This window comes from Streptomyces sp. NPDC059499 (assembly GCF_042749285.1).
In the GTDB taxonomy this organism is placed as follows: Bacteria; Actinomycetota; Actinomycetes; order Streptomycetales; family Streptomycetaceae; genus Streptomyces.
On record NZ_JBHYTT010000007.1, the window covers coordinates 169,242 to 189,101 of the forward strand.

Annotated in this window: 13 protein-coding genes; 9 read left to right on the top strand and 4 right to left on the bottom strand. The window is 70.5% G+C overall.

The window, feature by feature from the left end; genetic code table 11:
• Positions 1-25 precede the first annotated feature (25 nt).
• The 6 genes from ACFW9O_RS18695 (at position 26) to ACFW9O_RS18720 (ending at position 10,672) form a co-directional block, all read left to right on the top strand.
• Positions 26-472, top strand: a complete 447-nt coding sequence (locus ACFW9O_RS18695) for a MarR family winged helix-turn-helix transcriptional regulator (RefSeq protein ID WP_383175683.1) — start codon at positions 26-28, stop codon at positions 470-472.
• A 45-nt stretch (positions 473-517) separates the two neighbouring features.
• The gene (locus tag ACFW9O_RS18700; RefSeq protein ID WP_384610605.1) at positions 518-3,460 is read left to right on the top strand and encodes an FAD-binding and (Fe-S)-binding domain-containing protein; all 2,943 of its coding nucleotides are present in this window, start codon (positions 518-520) and stop codon (positions 3,458-3,460) included.
• 414 nt (positions 3,461-3,874) lie between these two features.
• On the top strand, positions 3,875-5,311 hold the full coding sequence (locus ACFW9O_RS18705; protein WP_384610607.1) for a Gfo/Idh/MocA family protein: 1,437 nt from the start codon (positions 3,875-3,877) through the stop codon (positions 5,309-5,311).
• A 237-nt stretch (positions 5,312-5,548) separates the two neighbouring features.
• Positions 5,549-7,387 (top strand): ABC transporter transmembrane domain-containing protein, encoded by a 1,839-nt coding sequence (locus tag ACFW9O_RS18710; RefSeq protein ID WP_384610608.1) that lies wholly within the window; start codon positions 5,549-5,551, stop codon positions 7,385-7,387.
• Positions 7,384-9,165 carry an ABC transporter ATP-binding protein gene (locus tag ACFW9O_RS18715; RefSeq protein WP_384610610.1) on the top strand — a complete coding sequence of 594 codons (1,782 nt, stop codon included), beginning with the start codon at positions 7,384-7,386 and terminating at the stop codon, positions 9,163-9,165. Before ACFW9O_RS18710 ends, ACFW9O_RS18715 begins: the two co-directional genes overlap by 4 nt.
• Positions 9,166-9,310: 145 nt before the next feature.
• Positions 9,311-10,672: an NAD(P)/FAD-dependent oxidoreductase gene (locus ACFW9O_RS18720; RefSeq protein ID WP_384610612.1), complete on the top strand. Its 1,362-nt coding sequence runs from the start codon at positions 9,311-9,313 to the stop codon at positions 10,670-10,672.
• 63 nt (positions 10,673-10,735) lie between these two features.
• Here ACFW9O_RS18720 and ACFW9O_RS18725 read toward each other — a convergent pair whose 3' ends face one another.
• On the bottom strand, positions 10,736-12,271 hold the full coding sequence (locus ACFW9O_RS18725) for an ATP-dependent DNA ligase (protein ID WP_384610614.1): 1,536 nt from the start codon (positions 12,269-12,271) through the stop codon (positions 10,736-10,738).
• Between the two features lie 55 nt (positions 12,272-12,326).
• A complete protein-coding gene (locus ACFW9O_RS18730; RefSeq protein ID WP_351178023.1) occupies positions 12,327-13,118 on the bottom strand; it encodes a metal-dependent hydrolase in 792 nt (263 codons plus the stop codon).
• A gap of 156 nt (positions 13,119-13,274) precedes the next feature.
• Here ACFW9O_RS18730 and ACFW9O_RS18735 point away from each other — a divergent pair, with 156 nt between their 5' ends.
• On the top strand, positions 13,275-15,788 hold the full coding sequence (locus tag ACFW9O_RS18735; protein ID WP_351178020.1) for a DUF3516 domain-containing protein: 2,514 nt from the start codon (positions 13,275-13,277) through the stop codon (positions 15,786-15,788).
• A 34-nt stretch (positions 15,789-15,822) separates the two neighbouring features.
• Positions 15,823-16,701: an acyl-CoA thioesterase II gene (locus ACFW9O_RS18740; RefSeq protein ID WP_329213498.1), complete on the top strand. Its 879-nt coding sequence runs from the start codon at positions 15,823-15,825 to the stop codon at positions 16,699-16,701.
• A gap of 13 nt (positions 16,702-16,714) precedes the next feature.
• Here the strand turns inward: ACFW9O_RS18740 and ACFW9O_RS18745 are convergent, their stop codons facing one another.
• Positions 16,715-16,945: a DUF6011 domain-containing protein gene (locus ACFW9O_RS18745; protein WP_384610617.1), complete on the bottom strand. Its 231-nt coding sequence runs from the start codon at positions 16,943-16,945 to the stop codon at positions 16,715-16,717.
• 54 nt (positions 16,946-16,999) lie between these two features.
• The gene (locus ACFW9O_RS18750) at positions 17,000-18,814 is read right to left on the bottom strand and encodes a glycoside hydrolase family 15 protein (protein WP_384610619.1); all 1,815 of its coding nucleotides are present in this window, start codon (positions 18,812-18,814) and stop codon (positions 17,000-17,002) included.
• Between the two features lie 87 nt (positions 18,815-18,901).
• On the opposite strand from ACFW9O_RS18750, the gene ACFW9O_RS18755 reads away from it, so the two are divergent.
• Positions 18,902-19,855 carry a DUF389 domain-containing protein gene (locus tag ACFW9O_RS18755; protein WP_384610621.1) on the top strand — a complete coding sequence of 318 codons (954 nt, stop codon included), beginning with the start codon at positions 18,902-18,904 and terminating at the stop codon, positions 19,853-19,855.
• Positions 19,856-19,860 lie beyond the last annotated feature (5 nt).

Here is a 19,860-nt window from a genome sequence, read left to right on the forward strand (position 1 = left end):
AACAAGGTCCTGATATTGTTCCCTCATGGACTCCCCCGATCCCGACGGTCTTCTGGCCGAACAGCTGCTGCGCCTCACCCGCAGACTCCAGCGCATCCAGAGCCGCCAGCTGGAGCCGATCGACATCACTCCGGCGCAGTTCCGGCTGCTGCGCACGGTCGCGCACTACGAGGATCCGCCCCGGATGGCCGATCTCGCCCAGCGCCTCGACGTCGTCCCGCGTGCGGTCACCACCCTGGTGGACGGCCTGGAGGCCAATGACCGAGTGCGCCGCGCGCCCGACCCCACCAACCGCCGGGTGGTCCGCATCGAGATCACCGAGGAGGGCAGGGCCACACTCCGTTCGCTGCGCAACGCGCGGAAGGCAGCCGCAGAGGAGATCCTGGCTCCATTGACCGCCGAGCAGCGCGAGGTGCTCGGCGGGCTGCTGACCGCTCTGGTGGACGGAATGCCGGAGCGCCGCCGCTGCTGAGGCGCGGTGCGGGGCACCGCACCGTGTCGTCGAGGAGATCCTGAGATGCCGCTGCTGGAGCCGAAGCCGGAAGCCCTCCGTCCTGGTACGGCACGGGCGCCGTCCCCCGACCGGGTGCCCGGCTGGAAGGCCGCGGGCACACCCGCACCGCTGCGTGCCGACCTGACCGCCCTGCTCGGCGCGGAGAAGGTGCTCTGGAAGATCTCCGACCTCGTGCGGTACGCCTCGGACGCCAGTCCCTACCGTTTCCTGCCGCAGGTCGTCCTGGTCCCCAAGGACATCGACGACATCTCGGCGATCCTCTCGTACGCCCACGGCAAGGGCCGCAACGTGGTCTTCCGGGCCGCGGGCACCAGCCTCAACGGACAGGCGCAGGGCGAGGACATCCTCGTCGACGTGCGCCACCACTGGACAGGCATCGAAGTCCTCGACGACGGGGCGCGGGCACGGATCCGGCCGGGGACCACCGTCATGCGCGCCAACGCCACGCTCGCCCGGCACGGCAGACTGCTGGGCCCCGACCCCGCCAGCGCCATCGCCTGCACCATCGGCGGTGTCGTCGCGAACAACGCCTCGGGAATGACCGCCGGCACGACCCGCAATTCGTACCGCACGGTCTCCTCCCTCACCTTCGTCCTGCCGAGCGGCACAGTGGTCGACACGGCCGAACCGGCCGCCGACGAGCTGCTGCGTCACGCCGAGCCGCGCCTGTGCGAAGGGCTGCTGGCCGTCAAGGCGGAGATCGAGGCGGACGAGCGGCTCACCGCCCGGATCCGCGCCAAGTACGAGATCAAGAACACCAACGGCTACCGGCTCGACGCGTTCCTGGACGGGTCGACCCCCGTGGAGATCCTCCGTGGGCTGATGGTCGGCTCCGAGGGCACCTTCGGCTTCATCTCGGAGGTCGTCTTCGACACGCTGCCGCTGGACCGCCTGGTCTCCTCCGCTCTGCTGTTCTTCCCTTCCCTCACCGCAGCCGCGGCGGCCGTGCCGCAGTTCAACGAGGCGGGTGCGATCGCCGTGGAGCTGATGGACGGCAACACCCTGCGGGCATCGGTGCGCGTCCAGGGCGTCCCTTCGGACTGGGCGTCCCTGCCCGGGGGGACGACGGCGCTCCTGGTGGAGTTCCGCGCCCCGGACGAGGCCGCTCTGGAGGCCCACGAGCGGGCGGCGGCTTCGGTCGTCACGGGTCTCGACCTCGTCGTGCCGGCCGTGTCCGTGACCAACGCGTTCACCCGGGACGCCGCCACGGTCGCGGGCTACTGGAAGGCACGCAAGGCGTTCGTCACCGCCGTCGGCGGCTCCCGCCCCTCGGGCACCACGCTCATCACCGAGGACTTCGCGGTGCCGCCGTCCCGGCTCACCGAAGCCTGCGAGGCCCTGCTAGAACTCCAGGCCGTCCATGGCTTCGACGCCGCCGTGGCAGGTCATGCTGCGCACGGGAACCTGCACTTCCTGCTCGCCTTCGACGCCGCGGAATCCGCGGACGTCGACCGGTACGCCGCCTTCATGGACAGCTTCTGCTCGCTCGTCGTCGACCGTTTCGACGGATCGCTGAAGGCGGAGCACGCCACAGGGCGCAACATCGCGCCGTTCCTGGAGCTGGAGTGGGGCCCGAAGGCCACCGAACTGATGTGGCGTACGAAGCAGATCATCGACCCCGACGGGGTGCTGGCGCCGCGGATCGTCCTGGACCGCGATCCGAAAGCGCATCTGCGCGGGCTCAAGACGATCCCCAAGGTCGAGCCGGTCGCTGATCCGTGCATCGAGTGCGGCTTCTGCGAGCCGACCTGCCCCAGCGAGGACCTGACCACCACCCCCCGTCAACGCATCGTTCTGCGCAGGGAGATGATGCGCCAGCCGGACCGCTCCCCGGTGGAGGCCGGTCTCCTCGACGCCTACGGGTACGACGCCGTGGACACCTGCGCGGGCGACTCCACGTGCAAGCTGGCCTGCCCGGTCGGCATCGACACCGGCGCGATGATGAAGGATTTCCGTCATCACCGGCACTCGCCGCGCGAGGGGCGCATCGCGGCTCTCACGGCGAAGCACTTCAAGGCGGTGGAGGTCTCGGCACGTCTCGCGGTCGCCGCGGCCGACGCCGTCTCCGACCGGGTCGGCGACCGTCTGCTCGAATCGGTGACCCGGCTGGCCCGCAAGGCCGTTCGCCCCGATCTGGTACCGGAGTGGCTGCCCCAGATCCCCGGCGCCGCCGGCCGGAGGATGCCTCCCACCTCCCGGGCGGGTGCGCACGCCGTCTACTACCCGGCCTGTGTGAACCGCATCTTCGCCGGACCCGAGGACGAAGGATCGCCGTCGCTCGCCGAGGCGGTCGTCTCCCTGTCCGCCCGGGCCGCGAAGCCCGTGTGGATCCCCGAGGACGTCAAGGGGACCTGCTGCGCGACGATCTGGCACTCCAAGGGGTACGACGTGGCCAACGCCGTGATGGCCAATCGCATCGTGGAGGCGGCCTGGGGCTGGACCGCGGGCGGCAGGCTGCCGCTGGTCGTCGACGCGTCCTCCTGCACGCTCGGCATGTCCCACGAGGTGGTGCCGTACCTCACGGAGGCCAACCGGGATCTGCACCGTGAGCTGACCGTCGTCGACTCGCTCGTCTGGGCAGCGGAGGAGCTGCTCCCTTCGCTGACCGTGTTCCGCACAGTGGGCTCGGCCGTCCTGCATCCCACGTGCTCGATGGAGCATCTGGGAGACGTGGAACAGTTGCGCGCGGTCGCCGAAGCCTGCGCGGAGGACGTCGTCATTCCCGACGACGCGGGTTGCTGCGCGTTCGCGGGCGACCGCGGCATGTTGCACAAGGAGCTCACCGACTCGGCGACCGCCAAGGAGGCGGCCGAGGTGAACACCCGGGAGTACGACGCGTATCTGTCGGCGAACCGGATGTGCGAGATCGGCTTGGACCGGGCGACCGGCCGCACGTACTACTCGGCACTGATGGAGCTGGAGCGGGCGACCCGGCCGGTTCTCTGAACCCCGGCGCGCACGACACCTCCGACGCCCCGGCCGGTCCTCTGAACCCCGGCGCGCACCGCACCTCCGACGCCCCGGCCGGTCCCTGAGCCTGGCGCGCACCTCGGTCCCCGGGCGCCCGGCGGCCCTCGGACCACCATGTCCCCGGCGACCCCACCGGTCTCCAGGACCCCCCTGCGCGTACCCGGTCCCGGGCGCCCGCCGGCCGTCCGGGTCCGGCACGCCCGTCCTCCGGCAACACCGCCGGAAAGTCCATGGTTTCGGCGCGAGAGTCCACGCGCGAGGCCAAACGCATCCCTTGCGCAACAGCAGTCCCACCGTCCAGGGTCCTTACCGAGGTTCGGGAACCCGTCATGCCCCCATGGCTTCCCGCACTTATGCGCGCACCGTCAGATCCCCCTTCCTGGAGGCTCGATGAACGACGACGCACCAAAGGACCAGGACCCGCAGAACACGGACGACGGCTCGATGAGCCGTCGTTCCGTGCTTCGCACCACAGCCGGAGTGGCCGGAATGGCAGGCGCCGGGCTCGGACTCGGAACACTCGGCAGCGGCACGGCAGCAGCAGCGGAGTCGGCGAGTCCGGCGACCGTCCCCGCACGCCAGGGCAGGACCATGGCCGGGGTGCCCTTCGACCGGCGCTCCACCGTGCGGGTCGGCATCGTGGGCCTCGGCAACCGTGGCGGCAGCATGATCGATCTCTTCCTCGCCGTCACCGGAGTACAGGTCGTCGCCGTCTGCGACCCGGTGAAGGCCAAGGCCGAACGGGCGGCCGCGAAGGTGACGGCGGCGGGTCAGCCCGCGCCCGCCGTGTACACCAACGGCGAGGACGACTACGAGAACCTCTGCAAGCGCGGGGACATCGATTTCGTCTACGTGGCGACTCCCTGGGACTTCCACTTCGAGATGGCGAAGACCGCCATGCTCAACGGCAAGCATGTCGGCGTCGAGTGTCCGATCGCTCTCCAGCTCGACCAGCTCTGGCAGTTGGTCGACCTCTCCGAACGGACCCGGCGACACTGCATGCAGCTGGAGAACTGCTGCTACGGCCGGAACGAGATGCGGGTGCTGCGGATGGCGCACGCCGGTCTCTTCGGCGACCTGCTGCACGGGGCGGGCGCGTACAACCACGACCTTCGGGGGCTGATGTTCGACCCCGACTACTACGAGGGTCCGTGGCGGCGCCTGTGGCACACCCGGTTGCGTGGCGATCTGTACCCCAACCACGGATTCGGACCGGTCGCCAACTACATGGACATCAACCGCGGCGACCGCGCGGTGAGCATCACCAGCGTCGGCTCACCCGCACGCGGTCTCGCCGAGTACCGCGAGCAGCACATGCCCGCCGGTGACCCGAGCTGGAAGGAGACCTACATCGAGAGCGACCGGACGATCAGTCTCGTCCAGACGGCGAAGGGCCGGGTGATCCGCCTGGAGCACGACGTGTCGACGCCCCACCCGTACTCACGCATCAACAGCCTCGGTGGCACCAAGGGCGTCTTCGAGGACTACCCGACACGCATCTATCTCGAGCCCGACCACACCGATGACCAGTGGAAGGACTTCTCCGCGTACGCCGACTGGGACCACTGGCTGTGGAAGGAGCACGCCAACCCTCCCGGTGGTCACGGCGGGATGGACTACATGCTGGTGTTCCGCCTGATGCAGTGCATGCGGCTCGGACTCGCGCCCGACTTCGACGTCTACGACGCGGCCACCTGGACGGCGCCGGTTCCGCTGAGCCACCTCTCCATCAAGGCCAAGGGAGTTCCGCAGCAGATCCCGGACTTCACCCGCGGTGAATGGAAGAAGGCGCGCGCGGGCATGGACTCCGACAAGCCCGCGGAGTAGACGGGACGGGCCTCCGCGCCGGACGGCGCGGAGGCCCGCCGTGTGCTGGGTACCCGGCGGACCGGGCCGGCCTCGCGCCCTGCCGGCCCGCTCCGTCGCCCTCGGCTGCCGGCCGCCGTATCCACCAATAATCGCTTGCTTCGGACCGGGGCATGACGCGAACCTTGCACGGTTTGGTCACCTACTGTTCCACGAGATCCGTCACGGATCTCTGCCCCTTCCGATCCTTGGAACGTCATGCAGATTCGCGATCTTCCGTACTCGGATCCCGGCGACCCCGATGTCCGTTCAGGCCCACGTTTTCTGTTCTGGCTCGGGCGCAACCAGCTCACCGGCCAGCTCAAATCCCTTTCCTGGGGGCTGCTCCACCAGTGCGCGATCGCCGGGCTGCCGCTTGCCGTGGGAGTCGCGGTCCAGGCCGTCGTCGAACGTTCCGGCCGGGGCCTCGCGCTGGCCGGAGCCCTCATCGTGGCCCTCGGCATCCTCATCGCCGTGGGCGACACCATGCTCCACCGCACAGCGGTCACCAACTGGATCACCGCGGCGGCCAGGGTCCAGCAGTTGCTGGCCCGTAAGACCGCCGAGCTCGGCTCGGCACTGACCCGGCGGGTCGCGGCCGGAGAGGTCGTCGCCGTCTCCACCGGAGACGTCGAGAAGATCGGCTGGTTCGTCGAGGCGCTGTCGCGCTTCGCCGCCGCTGCCACCGCCCTCGTGCTCATCAGCATCGGGCTCATCATCTACCTGCCCTCGCTGGGCGTGCTGGTCGCGATCGCCATGCCTGTCCTGGCGCTCGCCGTGCTGCCGCTGCTCCCCCGCGCCACCCGGCGGGCCGATCTCCAGCGTGAGAAGGCGGGCAAGGCGACCGAACTGGCCTCCGACACCGTCGCGGGCCTGCGGGTGCTGCGTGGGATCGGCGGCGAGGAACTCTTCCTGACCCGCTACCGGCGCGCCTCGCAGGAGGTCCGCAAGGCCGCCGTGCGCAGTGCGCGCATGTGGGCGCTGATCTCGGCGATTCAGGTGCTTCTGCCCGGAATCCTGCTCATCTCGCTGGTCTGGTACGGGGCGACACTGGCCCGGGACGGCCGGATCGACGTGGGCCAGCTGGTCACCGTGTACAGCGCGGCGACGCTGATGCTCTTCCCTCTCCGGCACTTCGAGGAGATCGCCATGGCGTACTCGTTCTCGCGGCCGTCGGCACAGCGTGCGGTCCGGGTCCTGTCGCTGCGGCGCAGTGCGCAGCCCTCGACGATCGACGCCATGTCACCCGAGGGCGATCTGTACGACCCGGTGAGCGGACTGATGGCGCCGCGCGGCCTGTTCACGGCCGTTGTCTGCGGTGATCCCGACGAGGCGGGCCGGCTGGCCGAGCGGCTCGGTGGGCACGCGGAGACGGACGACGCCTCGGACCCGGAACCCTCGGTGCTCCTGGGCGGTGTGGCCCTGGACGAGCTGCCGCTCGGCTCGGCGAGGGCCGCGGTGCTGGTGCAGGACAAGGATCCGGTGCTGCTCTCGGGGACGCTGCGGGAGCTGCTCGACGTGCCGTCGTCGGGCAGGGTCACAGCCGAGGACGCGCTCGCGGCCGCCCACTGCGGTGACGTGCTGGATGCGCTGGCCCAGGCGTCCGTGGACACGGACGGAGACCCGATGCGCACCCGGATCACCGAACGCGGCCGGTCCCTGTCGGGTGGTCAGCGCCAGCGGCTCGCGCTGGCCCGCTCCCTGGTCACCGACCCGGAGGCACTCGTGCTCGACGAGCCGACGTCCGCCGTCGACTCACACACGGAGGCCCGGGTCGCCGCCGGGATCAAGCAGCTGCGCCAGGGCCGTACGACCGTGGCGTTCGCCTCGTCGCCGCTGCTCCTGGACCTCGCGGACCGCGTGGTCCTGGTCCACTCGGGCACGGTCGTGGCGGTCGGCGCGCACCGCGAACTGCTGCGGGACGAACCGCGGTACCGGGCGGTCGTCACCCGTGAGACCGACGCGGAGATCGCGGTACCGGCCGTGCAGGACGGGCTGGCCGGAATCGGTGCGTCGCAGTCGGCCGAAACGAAAGAGGAATTCGAGGAGAGGGCATGATCGGCGTCGCACCCCCCGCATACGACCCGGCCGCACCGCAGTCGGCGACGACCCTGCCGGTAGGCACACCGCTGACCGTACGGTCCTACGTGCGTTCCCTGCTCCGGCGTCACCGGAAGCCGTTCGTGGTGCTCATCGCGGTCAACGCGATCGCGGTGATCGCGTCGATCACCGGACCATACCTCCTGGGCGGGCTGGTCGAGGACCTCTCCAACGGCGTCACCGACCTCCATCTGGAGCGCACCGCGGCGGTGTTCGCCCTCGCACTGGTCGTGCAGACGGTCTTCACACGGACGATGCGGCTGCGCGGAGCGGTGCTCGGTGAGGAGATGCTGGCCGATCTGCGCGAAGACTTCCTCGTGCGGTCGGTCGGGCTGCCGCCGGGCGTCCTGGAGCGGGCCGGCACCGGCGATCTGCTCTCCAGGATCACGACGGACATCGACCGGCTGGCGAACGCGATGCGGGAGGCCGTGCCGCAGCTGGCGATCGGCGTCGTGTGGGCCGGGCTGCTGCTCGGCGCTCTGACGGTCACCGCCCCGCCACTCGCTCTGGCCGTGCTCATCGCGCTGCCGGTGCTGATCACCGGCTGCCGGTGGTACTTCCGGCGGGCGCCTTCCGCGTACCGCTCGGAGGCCGCCGGGTACGCGGCGGTCGCGGCGATGCTCGCCGAGACCGTGGATGCCGGCCGGACGGTGGAGTCCCACCGGCTGGGAGCGGGCAGGGTCGCGCTCTCCGACCGGCGGGTCAAGGAATGGGTCTCGTGGGAGCGGTACACACTGTTCCTGCGCTCGGTGCTGTTCCCCGTCATCAACGCCACGTACGTAACGATTCTCGGGGCGGTGCTGCTGCTCGGCGGCTGGTTCGTGCTGGAGGGCTGGCTCACCGTCGGGCAGCTGACGACGGGCGCGCTGCTGGCACAGATGATGGTCGACCCGATCGGTCTGATCCTGCGCTGGTACGACGAGTTGCAGGTCGCCCAGGTGTCCTTGGCGAGGCTGGTCGGCGTACGGGAGATCGAGCCGGACGCGGGCGACGACTCGGTCGGGCCGGACGGCCGGGACGTACGGGCCGACGAGGTGCGCTTCGGTTACCGCGCCGGTGTCGACGTCCTGCACGAGGTGTCGCTGGACGTGGCCCCTGGTACGCGTCTCGCCCTGGTCGGGCCGTCCGGTGCGGGCAAGTCCACACTGGGGCGCCTGCTGGCCGGGATCTACGCGCCCCGGACCGGTCAGGTCACGCTGGGCGGGGCCGAGCTGTCCCGGATGCCGGCGGAGCGGGTACGGACCCATGTGGCTCTGGTGAACCAGGAGCACCATGTGTTCGTGGGCTCGCTCCGGGACAACCTGCTGCTGGCCCGTTCGGGCGCCGAGGACGCGGAGCTGTGGGCCTCGCTCGCGGCAGTCGACGCGGACGGCTGGGCCAAGGCCCTGGCGGACGGTCTGGACGCGGAGGTCGGCTCGGGCGGTCTGGCCCTCACCCCGGCGCAGGCGCAGCAGATCGCGCTGGCCCGGCTGGTGCTGGCGGATCCGCACACCCTGGTGCTGGACGAGGCGACGTCGCTGCTCGATCCTCGGGCGGCACGGCACCTGGAGCGTTCACTGGCCCGGGTGCTGGACGGCCGGACGGTGATCGCGATCGCGCACAGGCTGCACACGGCGCACGACGCGGATGTGATCGCGGTCGTCGAGGAGGGCCGGATCAGCGAGCTGGGCAGCCATGACGAGCTGGTGGCGGCGGACGGCGCGTACGCGGCGTTGTGGCGGTCCTGGCACGGATGAGCCCGGGGCGGCGGCCGGGGAGACCCTCCGGCCGCCGTCTCACAAGAGGCGGACTGCGGCCCCTCCGGTGAGGATGAGGAGTGACTGGCCCCGGATACGGGGCAGGTGAGCGATGACCGCGTAAGCCCGAGAAGGGACGCACACCGTGGCACGACCCAGGATCCTCGTTGTCGGTGCAGGCTTCGCCGGAGTCGAGTGCGTACGCCGGCTGGAACGCAGCCTCATCCCCGGTGAGGCGGACATCGCCCTCGTCACGCCGTTCTCGTACCAGCTCTATCTTCCGCTGCTCCCGCAGGTGGCGTCCGGGGTGCTCACCCCCCAGTCGGTCGCCGTCTCCCTGCGCAGGAGTCGGCGCCACCGCACCCGCATCGTGCCGGGCGGCGCCATCGGCGTGGACACGAAGGCGAAGGTCTGCGTCATCCGCAAGATCACCGATGAGATCGTGAACGAGCCGTACGACCACCTCGTGCTGGCCGCCGGGAGCGTCACCCGGACGTTCGACATCCCCGGGCTGGTCGACAACGCGCGGGGGATGAAGACGCTGGCGGAGGCCGCCTACATCCGGGACCACGTCATCTCCCAGCTCGATCTGGCCGATGCCAGCCAGGACGAGGCCGAGCGGGAGTCCCGGCTGCAGTTCGTGGTGGTGGGCGGCGGATACGCGGGCACGGAGACCGCCGCCTGCCTGCAGCGGCTGACCGCCAACGCCGTCCGGCACTACCCCCGGCTGGACCCGAAGCTGATCAAGTGGCATCTGATCGACATCGCGCCCAAGCTCATGCCGGAGCTCGGCGACAAGCTGGGCCGCACCGCGCTGGAGATCCTGCGCAAGCGCGGCATCGAGGTGTCGCTCGGTGTCTCGGTGGCCGAGGCGGCTCCGGACAAGGTGACCTTCACCGACGGCCGGGTGCTGCCCTGCCGCACGCTCATCTGGACCGCCGGGGTCGCGGCCAGCCCGCTCGTCGCCACCCTCGACGCGGAGACGGTACGCGGCAGGCTCGCGGTGACGCCGGAGATGCAGGTGCCCGGCGTGGACGGGGTGTTCGCCCTGGGCGACTCGGCGGCGGTACCCGACCTGGCCACCGGTGACGGGGCGGTCTGCCCTCCCACCGCGCAGCACGCCATACGGCAGGGGCGGGTGCTGGCCGACAACCTCATCGCTTCGCTGCGCGGCCGTCCGCTGCAGCCGTACGTCCACAGGGACCTCGGTCTCGTCGTGGACCTCGGCGGCCGGGACGCGGTGTCCAAGCCGCTGGGTATCGAGCTGAAGGGAATGCCCGCCCAGCTGGTGGCACGCGGCTACCACTGGTCGGGGCTGCGGACCAATGTCGCCAAGACGCGGGTCCTGACGAACTGGATGCTGAACGCGATCGCGGGGGACGACTTCGTGCGGACCGGATTCCAGGCCCGCAAGCCGGCCACCCTGCGCGACTTCGAGTACACCGACGCCTATCTCACGCCGGAGCAGCTCCGCGCGCACACGGCGTCGACGGGCACCCGCGGCTGATCAGCGGTCAGGCGCCGGCCTCCACCGCACCGGTGGGGGCCGCGCTCGTGTCCGGCGCCGGGTTCAGGTCCGTCGGCCGAGCACGGTGTCGACCGTGTCCGCCTCCTGCGGCGACTTGTCCTCGCGGTAGCGCAGCACCCGGGCGAACCGCAGGGTGACGCCCGCCGGGTAGCGGGTGGAGCTCTGGAGTCCGTCGTAGGCGATTTCGACGACGAGCTCCGGCCGCACGGTGACGACGTGTCCGTCGTCACCGGTGGACAGTTCCCGGAGGCGTTCGGTCTGCCAGGCGAGCATCTTGTCCGTGAGGCCTTTGAAGGTCTTGCCGAGCATGGCGAAGGTGCCGTCCTGCCGCCTCGCTCCCAGATGGAGGTTGGACAGTTTTCCGGTGCGTCTGCCGTGGCCCCACTCGGCTGCCAGGACCACGAGGTCGAGGGTGTGCACGGGCTTCACCTTCAGCCAGGAGGCGCCCCGTCGGCCCGCGCTGTAGGGCGCGGTCAGGCCCTTGACCACCACTCCTTCGTGGCCGTGCGCCAGGGTGGTCTCGAAGAACGCCACCGCGCCACCGCGTGCCGCTTCGTCCCCGGGGTCCGTCACGAGGAAGCGCCGCACCCGCATCGGCTCCGGGACCAGGGCGGCCAGTTCCGTGTGCCGTTCGGTGAGGGGGAGGTCCAGCAGTTCGCGTCCGTCGACGGAGAGCACGTCGAAGAAGACGGCGACCACCGGGACCTCGGCAGCCGCTGTGGCGACGTCCCGCCGGGATCCGACCCGGCCGGCGGTCTCCTGGAAGGGCCGCGGTCTGCCGTCGGGCCCGAGAGCGATCACCTCGCCGTCGAGGACGAACCGGTCGCCTCCGAAGCCGGCCACCACCGTGACCAGCTCGGGAAGCCGGTCGGTGATGTCGTCGAGGGTGCGGGTGTGGACCCGCACCCGTGCCCCGTCGCGGTGCACCTGTACGCGGATGCCGTCGAGCTTCTCCTCGACCGCGCACGGCCCCAGCTTGTCGATGGCTTCGGGGACGGAGCGCGCGGTGTGAGCGAGCATCGGCAGGACCGGCCTGCCGACGGTGAGCCTGAAGGCCGGGAGAGCCCCGGGGCCGTCCGCGAGCAGCGCGCGGGCGACCGCCTCCAGTGATCCGGCGAGCATGACGGCGCGGCGCACCTCGGCGGGCTCAGCGCCGGTGGCACCGGCCAGGGCGTCGATGGCGACGGCGTCGAGTGCCCCCTGGCGCACCTCGCCGGTGAGCAGCCCGCGCAGAAGATGCTGCTCGTCGGCGGTGGCGGCGCCGAACAGCCGCTGGAGGCGCTCCTTGCGCGCGGCCTGCGAGCCCGGACCGGTCAGGGCCCCGATCGCCGTCAGTTCCGCGTCGACGTCCGTCACCGTCAGCGTCGCCGTGTCCGCGGGCGCCACCGGATCGCCCAGGGTGCTCCACCCGATGCCGAGCCGTCCCTGGGGGAGGCGGCCGGCGAGATACGGGATGACTACGGGTACGCCGTCGGGACCGGCCTCCCGGAACAGTCCGGCGAGCAGGGCGACCTTCCGGGTCCGTGCCGACGTCGCGGCGACCTCGAGGGACACGTGGGCGAGCCGGGCGAGCAGCATGGGGTCATGGTGCTACGGCTCGGGGCGCACCGCCCCCGGAACGGGCGCGGTGCGGTCAGATGAAGTTGAGCGCCGCGGCCGCGCCCACTCCCCCGAGCACCATGAACGCGGGCATCAGCACCTTGATCTCCACCCAGCTGCCGGCCCGGAAGCGCATGAACTTCGGGGGTCCGAGCGGGTACCACCGCTTGCGGCCGAGCGGGATCGGCCACAGGATCGGGCAGCCCGAGACGGTGAGCGCGTCGCCGACGCAGTGGACGAGGGACCCGAGCACGATCGGCAGGCCCAGCCACAGGTATTCCTGGCCGGGCTCGGCGAACAGCCAGTCGGAACCCTGGCCCGGCTTGTCGAGCACCCCCGCCAGGATCCACGCGCTGGTCGCGCCGAGCAGCCAGACGAGGACGTCGCTGGACATACGGGCGGCCCGCCACAGCAGACCCTCGACGGCGAGCACGAGGTGGACGAAGAGAATCGCCAGGACCGCCCACCGGCCGCCGGTGATCGCCGCGAGAGAGGCCCCTCCGCCGATCAGCACCGCCCACAGCCAGGTATGGGTGAGGGTGCGGTGTCCGCCCGTCCTTCGCGGGTCGCCGGCTCCCTTGGTCGCCTTGTAGACGGCGTAGGAGAGTTTGTCGACGATCTCGCACACGCCCTTGGAGATCGGGCCGAAGGCACGCGAGATCGTGGCGGACTTGTGGTCGAGGTCGGGGGCGAGCGCGGCGCCCGCGCAGATCAGTGCCCCGACGACGAGGACGGGCCAGGGCATCGTGTGGCCCGCGGCGGCGGCCGCGGCGCCCACCCCCAGCCAGGCCGCTGCCCCTGACAGAGAGTGTGCCGGTCCCATCATGGCTGTTTCCGCCCCCATCGTGATTCGGCCGTGCGACACGGCCGGGCCGCCATTGCCTGTGTGCTGCGGCCGAGTTGAGTGGGCAGCGTATCGTCCGTGATCTTCGGGCGGCCCTCCGGTTCCCGCATCCGGGCACAAGGCAGGCAAGATGGGGGCGTGACCCTTATCGATCAGCTGCCCCCGACCGCCGACCCGGACGCCCTCTTCGAGGCCTTCTCGTCATGGACCGAATCGCAGGGCATCACCCTCTATCCGGCTCAGGAGGAGGCGCTGATCGAGGTGGTCTCCGGGGCGAACGTGATCCTCTCGACCCCCACCGGCTCAGGAAAGAGCCTGGTCGCGGCGGGTGCGCACTTCACCGCCCTGGCCCAGGACAAGGTCACGTTCTACACCGCGCCGATCAAGGCGCTGGTTTCGGAGAAGTTCTTCGACCTGTGCAAGATGTTCGGTACGGAGAACGTGGGCATGCTGACCGGCGACGCCTCGGTCAACGCCGACGCCCCGGTGATCTGCTGCACGGCCGAGGTACTGGCTTCCATCGCGCTGCGTGACGGGAAGTACGCGGACGTCGGCCAGGTCGTGATGGACGAGTTCCACTTCTACGCGGAACAGGACCGCGGCTGGGCCTGGCAGATCCCGATCCTGGAACTGCCGCAGGCCCAGTTCATCCTGATGTCGGCCACGCTCGGTGACGTCAGGATGTTCGAGGAGGACCTGACCCGCCGCACCGGCCGCCCCACCTCCGTGGTGCGCTCGGCGACGCGTCCGGTCCCGCTCAGTTACGAGTACCGGCTGACGCCGATCACCGAGACGCTCACCGAGCTCCTGGACACCCGGCAGTCGCCGGTCTACATCGTGCACTTCACCCAGGCGGCGGCCGTCGAGCGGGCGCAGTCGCTGATGAGCATCAACATGTGCACGAAGGAGGAGAAGGAGAAGATCGCCGATCTGATCGGCAACTTCCGCTTCACCACCAAGTTCGGCCAGAACCTCTCCCGTTACGTGCGGCACGGCATCGGGGTGCACCACGCGGGCATGCTCCCCAAGTACCGCCGCCTGGTCGAGAAGCTCGCGCAGGCGGGCCTGCTGAAGGTGATCTGCGGTACCGACACACTCGGTGTCGGTGTCAACGTCCCGATCCGTACGGTGCTGTTCACCGCCCTCACCAAGTACGACGGCACCCGGGTGCGCACGCTGCGCGCCCGCGAGTTCCACCAGATCGCCGGCCGCGCCGGCCGGGCCGGCTTCGACACGGCCGGCTTCGTGGTCGCACAGGCACCCGAGCACGTCATCGAGAACGAGAAGGCCGTCAAGAAGGCGGGCGACGACCCCAAGAAGAAGCGCAAGGTGGTCCGCAAGAAGGCCCCCGAGGGCTTTGTCGCCTGGTCCGAGACCACCTTCGACAAGCTCATCACCTCCGACCCCGAGCCCCTGACCTCGCGCTTCCGGGTCACGCACACGATGCTGCTCTCGGTGATCGCCCGCCCGGGCAACGCCTTCGACGCGATGCGGCACCTCCTGGAGGACAACCACGAGCCGCGACGGGCTCAGTTGCGGCACATCCGGCGGGCCATCGCCATCTACCGCTCGCTGCTCGACGGCGGTGTGGTGGAACAGCTCGACACCCCGGACGCCGAGGGCCGGATCGTGCGCCTCACCGTCGATCTCCAGCAGGACTTCGCCCTGAACCAGCCCCTGTCGACCTTCGCGCTGGCCGCGTTCGACCTGCTGGACGCCGAATCCCCTTCGTACGCCCTGGACATGGTCTCCGTCGTCGAGTCGACCCTCGACGACCCGCGCCAGATCCTCGCCGCCCAGCAGAACAAGGCGCGGGGTGAGGCCGTCGGGCAGATGAAGGCGGACGGCGTCGAGTACGAGGACCGGATGGAGCGGCTGCAGGAGGTCACGTACCCCAAGCCGCTGAGCGAGCTGCTCTGGCACGCGTACGACGTGTACCGCACGAGCCACCCGTGGGTCGGTGACCATCCCGTGTCGCCGAAGTCGGTGATCCGGGACATGTACGAACGGGCCATGACGTTCACGGAGTTCACGTCGAACTACGAGCTGGCGCGTACCGAGGGCATCGTGCTGCGCTATCTGGCGAGTGCGTACAAGGCGCTCGAGCACACGATCCCGGACGACCTGAAGTCCGAGGACCTGGAGGATCTGATCGCCTGGCTCGGCGAGATGGTGCGTCAGGTGGACTCCAGCCTGCTGGACGAGTGGGAGCAGTTGGCCAACCCGGAGGTGGAGACCGCCGAGCAGGCGCAGGAGCGGGCCGACGAGGTCAAGCCGGTCACCGCCAACGCCCGCGCCTTCCGGGTCCTGGTGCGCAACGCGATGTTCCGCCGTGTGGAGCTGGCGGCCCTGGACCGGGTCCGCGACCTGGGCGAGCTCGATGCCGACTCGGGCTGGGACGAGGACGCCTGGGGCGAGGCGATGGACGGCTACTGGGAGGCGCACGAGGACCTGGGTACGGGTCCGGACGCGCGCGGCCCGAAGCTGCTGAAGATCGACGAGGACCTCGAGCACGGTCTGTGGCGGGTGTGGCAGGCCTTCGCCGACCCGGCGGGTGACCATGACTGGGGTATCCGTGCGGAGGTCGATCTGGCGGCCTCCGACGAGGAGGGCCGTGCGGTTGTCCGGGTCACGGCCGTGGGCCAGCTGTGACGGCGCACCGGCTTCGAGAGTGGAGTGGAACCGCATGACGACGAACCCCGCCGAGCGCTTGGTCGATCTTCTCGACCTGGAGCGGATCGAGGTCAACATCTTCCGTGGCCGCAGCCCCGACGAGTCCCTGCAACGGGTCTTCGGCGGTCAGGTCGCCGGACAGGCACTGGTCGCGGCCGGCCGCACCACGGACGGGGACCGTCCCGTCCACTCGCTGCACGCCTACTTCCTGCGGCCCGGCCGCCCCGGTGTGCCGATCGTGTACGACGTCGAGCGGGTGCGGGACGGCCGGTCCTTCACCACCCGCCGGGTCACGGCCGTCCAGCAGGGCCGGACGATCTTCAATCTGACGGCGTCCTTCCACCGTCCCGAGGAGGCGGGCTTCGAACATCAGCTGCCGCCCGCCCGTACGGTGCCGGACCCCGACGACCTGCCCACGGTCGCCGACGAGGTGCGCGAGCACCTGGGCGGGCTGCCTGAGGCGCTGGAGCGGATGGCGCGGCGTCAGCCCTTCGACATCCGCTACGTCGACCGGCTCCGCTGGACGCACGAGGAGATCAAGGACGCGGACCCGCGCAGCGCGGTGTGGATGCGCGCGGTGGGCCCGCTGGGCGACGACCCGCTCGTGCACACCTGTGCGCTGACGTACGCGAGCGACATGACGCTGCTGGACGCGGTCCGGATCCCGGTGGAGCCGCTCTGGGGTCCGCGCGGCTTCGACATGGCGTCGCTGGACCACGCCATGTGGTTCCACCGGCCGTTCCGGGCGGACGAGTGGTTCCTGTACGACCAGGAGTCGCCGATCGCCACGGGTGGCCGCGGACTGGCCAGGGGCCGGATCTACGACCGCCAGGGGCAGTTGCTGGTGTCGGTGGTGCAGGAGGGCCTGTTCCGCCGTCTCGACGGCGCGTAGCGCCCCCTGCGGGTCAGATGCCGGGCAGCGTGTCCTGCTCGACGTCGTGACGGCGGGTCCGGATGTCCGGGCCCGCCGGATGCAGTTTGGCGTCGCAGGAGGGGCCGAGTCCGGTGCGGCGTGAGTCCGCGCCGGTGAGGGGGCGCCCGCACAGGCCGCAGCGCACGGTACGGCGGTCCTCGGTCCGGCCGGCTTCGGGCTGCGGTCCGGGGAAGAGTTCGGGGAAGGGCTCGGGGTACTCCACGTACGGATCCTCTCAAGCCCGGGCGGCGGGCACGACCGGTGACCGTGCGACCTGTCAGTCGCGCAGCCGGTCGAGTGCCTCGTCGAGGGTGCGGGCAGCCGTGATGAGGGAGAGGTGGGTGAACGCCTGGGGGAAGTTGCCCAGCTGCTCGCCGGTGGGGCCGATCTCCTCGGCGAACAGGCCGACGTGGTTGGCGTAGGTGAGCATCTTCTCGAACGTGTAGCGGGCCATCCGCAGTCGCCCGGCGCGGGCCAGCGCGTCGACGTAGAGGAATGTGCAGAGGCTGAACGTGCCCTCGGAGCCGCGCAGTCCGTCCGGGGAGGCGGCCGGGTCGTAGCGGTAGACCAGGCTGTCGGAGACGAGGGTGTCGTTCATGGCGTCCAGCGTGGACAGCCAGCTGGGGTCCTTGGGTGCGAGGAAACCCACCCTGGGCATCAGGAGCAGCGAGGCGTCCAGCACGTCCCCCTCGTAGTGCTGGACGAACGCCTTTTCCTGCTCGCTCCAGCCCCGTTCCATGACCTGATCGAGGATGGAGTCCCTGGCCCGGGTCCACCGGACGGTGTCGGCCGGTCTGCTGAACGCGGTCGCGAGCTTCAGTCCGCGGTCGAACGCGGCCCAGCACATCACCCGGCTGTAGGTGAAGTCCTTGCGTCCGCCGCGCGTTTCCCAGATGCCCTCGTCGGGGCGGTCCCAGGAGTCGGCGAGCCAGTCCAGGGTGCGGGAGACCTTCTTCCAGCCGCGGTAGCCCGCCTGGATGCCGACCTCGTGCCCCTCGGAGAGTGCGTAGAGGGCCTCGCCGTAGATGTCGAGCTGCAACTGGTCGGAGGCGGCGTTGCCCAGACGTACCGGATGGGAACCGCGGTAGCCCTCGAGGTGCGTGAGGATCTCCTCGGCCGGCAGGGGTTCACCGTCGACGCGGTACATGGTCTGCAGTGCCTCGCCGTCGATGTCCCCGTCCCCGAGGCGGGCGCCCAGCCAGCGGGTGAAGGCGGTCGCCTCCTCGACGAATCCCAGGTCCAGCAGGGCCCGCACCGACAGTGAGGCGTCCCTGACCCAGGTGTACCGGTAGTCCCAGTTGCGTTCACCGCCGATCTGCTCGGGCAGGCCCATCGTGGCGGCGGCCACCGGTGCGCCGGTGGGGGCGTAGGTGAGGAGCTTCAGGGTGATGGCGGACCGGTTGACCATGTCCGACCAACGACCCCGGTAGCGGGAGGTGCGCAGCCAGTTCTGCCAGAACTCGACGACCTCCCAGAGCTGCTCGTCGGTCCCCTCGACGGTGGGCTGCGGCGGCGCGGGTCCGTCGGGCCCGCAGACGGTGAAGACGGCGACCGCCGACTCGCCCACGCCCAGCGTCACCGTTCCGCGCACATCATGGCCGTCGCGCTCCAGGGGAAAGCCTGCCTGCAGATGCCCGCTGATCCCCGCAGACCTGAACACGGCCCCGTCCGGGCCGAGTTCGAGCTCATGGGGAGCACGCCCGTAGTCGAAACGGGGCCTGCACTCCATCGAGAACCGTACGGTCCCCCGCACCGAGCGCACCTTCCGCACCAGTGTGTGCCGGTCGGTGGCGCGACCGGAGGCGATCGGCGCCATCCAGTCGAGCACCTCGCCGACTCCGTCGGGCGACATGAAGCGAGTGACCAGCACCGCGGTGTCCGGGTAGTAGAGCTGCTTGCAGGAGTTCTCCGGGCCGTCGGGCGACAGCCGGAAGCAGCCGCCACGGTCGTGGTCGAGCAACGCGGCGAAGACGCTGGGGGAATCGAACCGGGGGGCGGCCAGCCAGTTGACGACGCCCTGCGAAGAGATCAGTGCGCAGGTCTGCAGGTCGCCCACCAGACCGTGGGTGGCTATGGGAGGGTATCGGTCCATGACCGTCCAATCTCCGGCATGTCACTATCTATGCCACTATCGGCCACTCGGCATCCGGCCGCCCGCCCTGCCTCGCGGAGGCACGGAATGGACATGATCCATGTCCGTGCGGTGAGCCCGCCGGACCGCACGGACCAGGTCGTGGAGCTCCTCGCCGGTCACCCCTACGTCCTGAACCTGATCGTGCGGCGTGGCGTCGCGCGCCACCCCGACGGTGACGCCTTCGCCTGCGACGTGTTGGCGGGGGCCGCGAACGAGGTGCTGGGGGGCCTGCGGGGACTCGAGATCGACGTGGACGGTTCCCTCGTCATCGAGCCGGTGGACATGGCGTTCCCGGGGCGGGCCTCGGAGAACGCGGCCCGCCGACTCGGGGCCCTGGCCGGCGCCCCGGTCTGGGCCCAGGTGGAGGCGCGCATCAGGTCCGAGGGAAGGTACGCGCCGAGCTTCTACCTGTATCTGGTCATCGCGGGTCTCATCGGCTCGGTCGGCATCGTCACCAACTCCCAGATCCTGATCGTCGGGGCCATGGTCGTCGGCCCCGAGTACGGCGCGATCGTCGCCGTGGCGCTGGGCATCGACCGGGGCGACCGGACCATGATCCGCGCAGGGCTCGGCGCCCTGTTCACAGGCTTCCTGCTGACGATCGCGGTCACCTTCCTCTTCAGCCTCCTCATCCGCGGCTTCGGTCTCCAGTCCGAGGCCTTCGACCTGGGGCTGCGTCCGGTCTCCGACCTGATCAACACCCCCAACTTCTTCTCCTTCGCCGTCGCGGCCCTCGCCGCTGTCGTCGGCATCGTGTCGCTCACGGAGTCCCGCACGAGCGCCCTCCTCGGGGTGTTCATCTCGGTCACGACCATTCCGGCAGCCGCGGCCATCAGTGTGTCCACGGCCTTCGCCAGCTGGTCCGAGGCGCGGGGTTCCCTCATCCAGCTCCTGGTGAACATCGTGGTGCTCATCGTGGTGGGCGCGGGTGCGCTCCGGTTTCAGCGTGCGATCTGGCGGCGGGTGGGCCGCCGGGCCAGGAAGCGCGGACACTCCTGAGGCCG

Coding starts and splice junctions, on each gene's coding strand:
- ACFW9O_RS18695 (WP_383175683.1), top strand. CDS start 26: ATGGACTCCCCCGATCCCGACGGTCTTCTGGCCGAACAGCTGCTGCGC.
- ACFW9O_RS18700 (WP_384610605.1), top strand. CDS start 518: ATGCCGCTGCTGGAGCCGAAGCCGGAAGCCCTCCGTCCTGGTACGGCA.
- ACFW9O_RS18705 (WP_384610607.1), top strand. CDS start 3,875: ATGAACGACGACGCACCAAAGGACCAGGACCCGCAGAACACGGACGAC.
- ACFW9O_RS18710 (WP_384610608.1), top strand. CDS start 5,549: ATGCAGATTCGCGATCTTCCGTACTCGGATCCCGGCGACCCCGATGTC.
- ACFW9O_RS18715 (WP_384610610.1), top strand. CDS start 7,384: ATGATCGGCGTCGCACCCCCCGCATACGACCCGGCCGCACCGCAGTCG.
- ACFW9O_RS18725 (WP_384610614.1), bottom strand. CDS start 12,271: ATGCTGCTCGCCCGGCTCGCCCACGTGTCCCTCGAGGTCGCCGCGACG.
- ACFW9O_RS18730 (WP_351178023.1), bottom strand. CDS start 13,118: ATGATGGGACCGGCACACTCTCTGTCAGGGGCAGCGGCCTGGCTGGGG.
- ACFW9O_RS18740 (WP_329213498.1), top strand. CDS start 15,823: ATGACGACGAACCCCGCCGAGCGCTTGGTCGATCTTCTCGACCTGGAG.
- ACFW9O_RS18750 (WP_384610619.1), bottom strand. CDS start 18,814: ATGGACCGATACCCTCCCATAGCCACCCACGGTCTGGTGGGCGACCTG.
- ACFW9O_RS18755 (WP_384610621.1), top strand. CDS start 18,902: ATGGACATGATCCATGTCCGTGCGGTGAGCCCGCCGGACCGCACGGAC.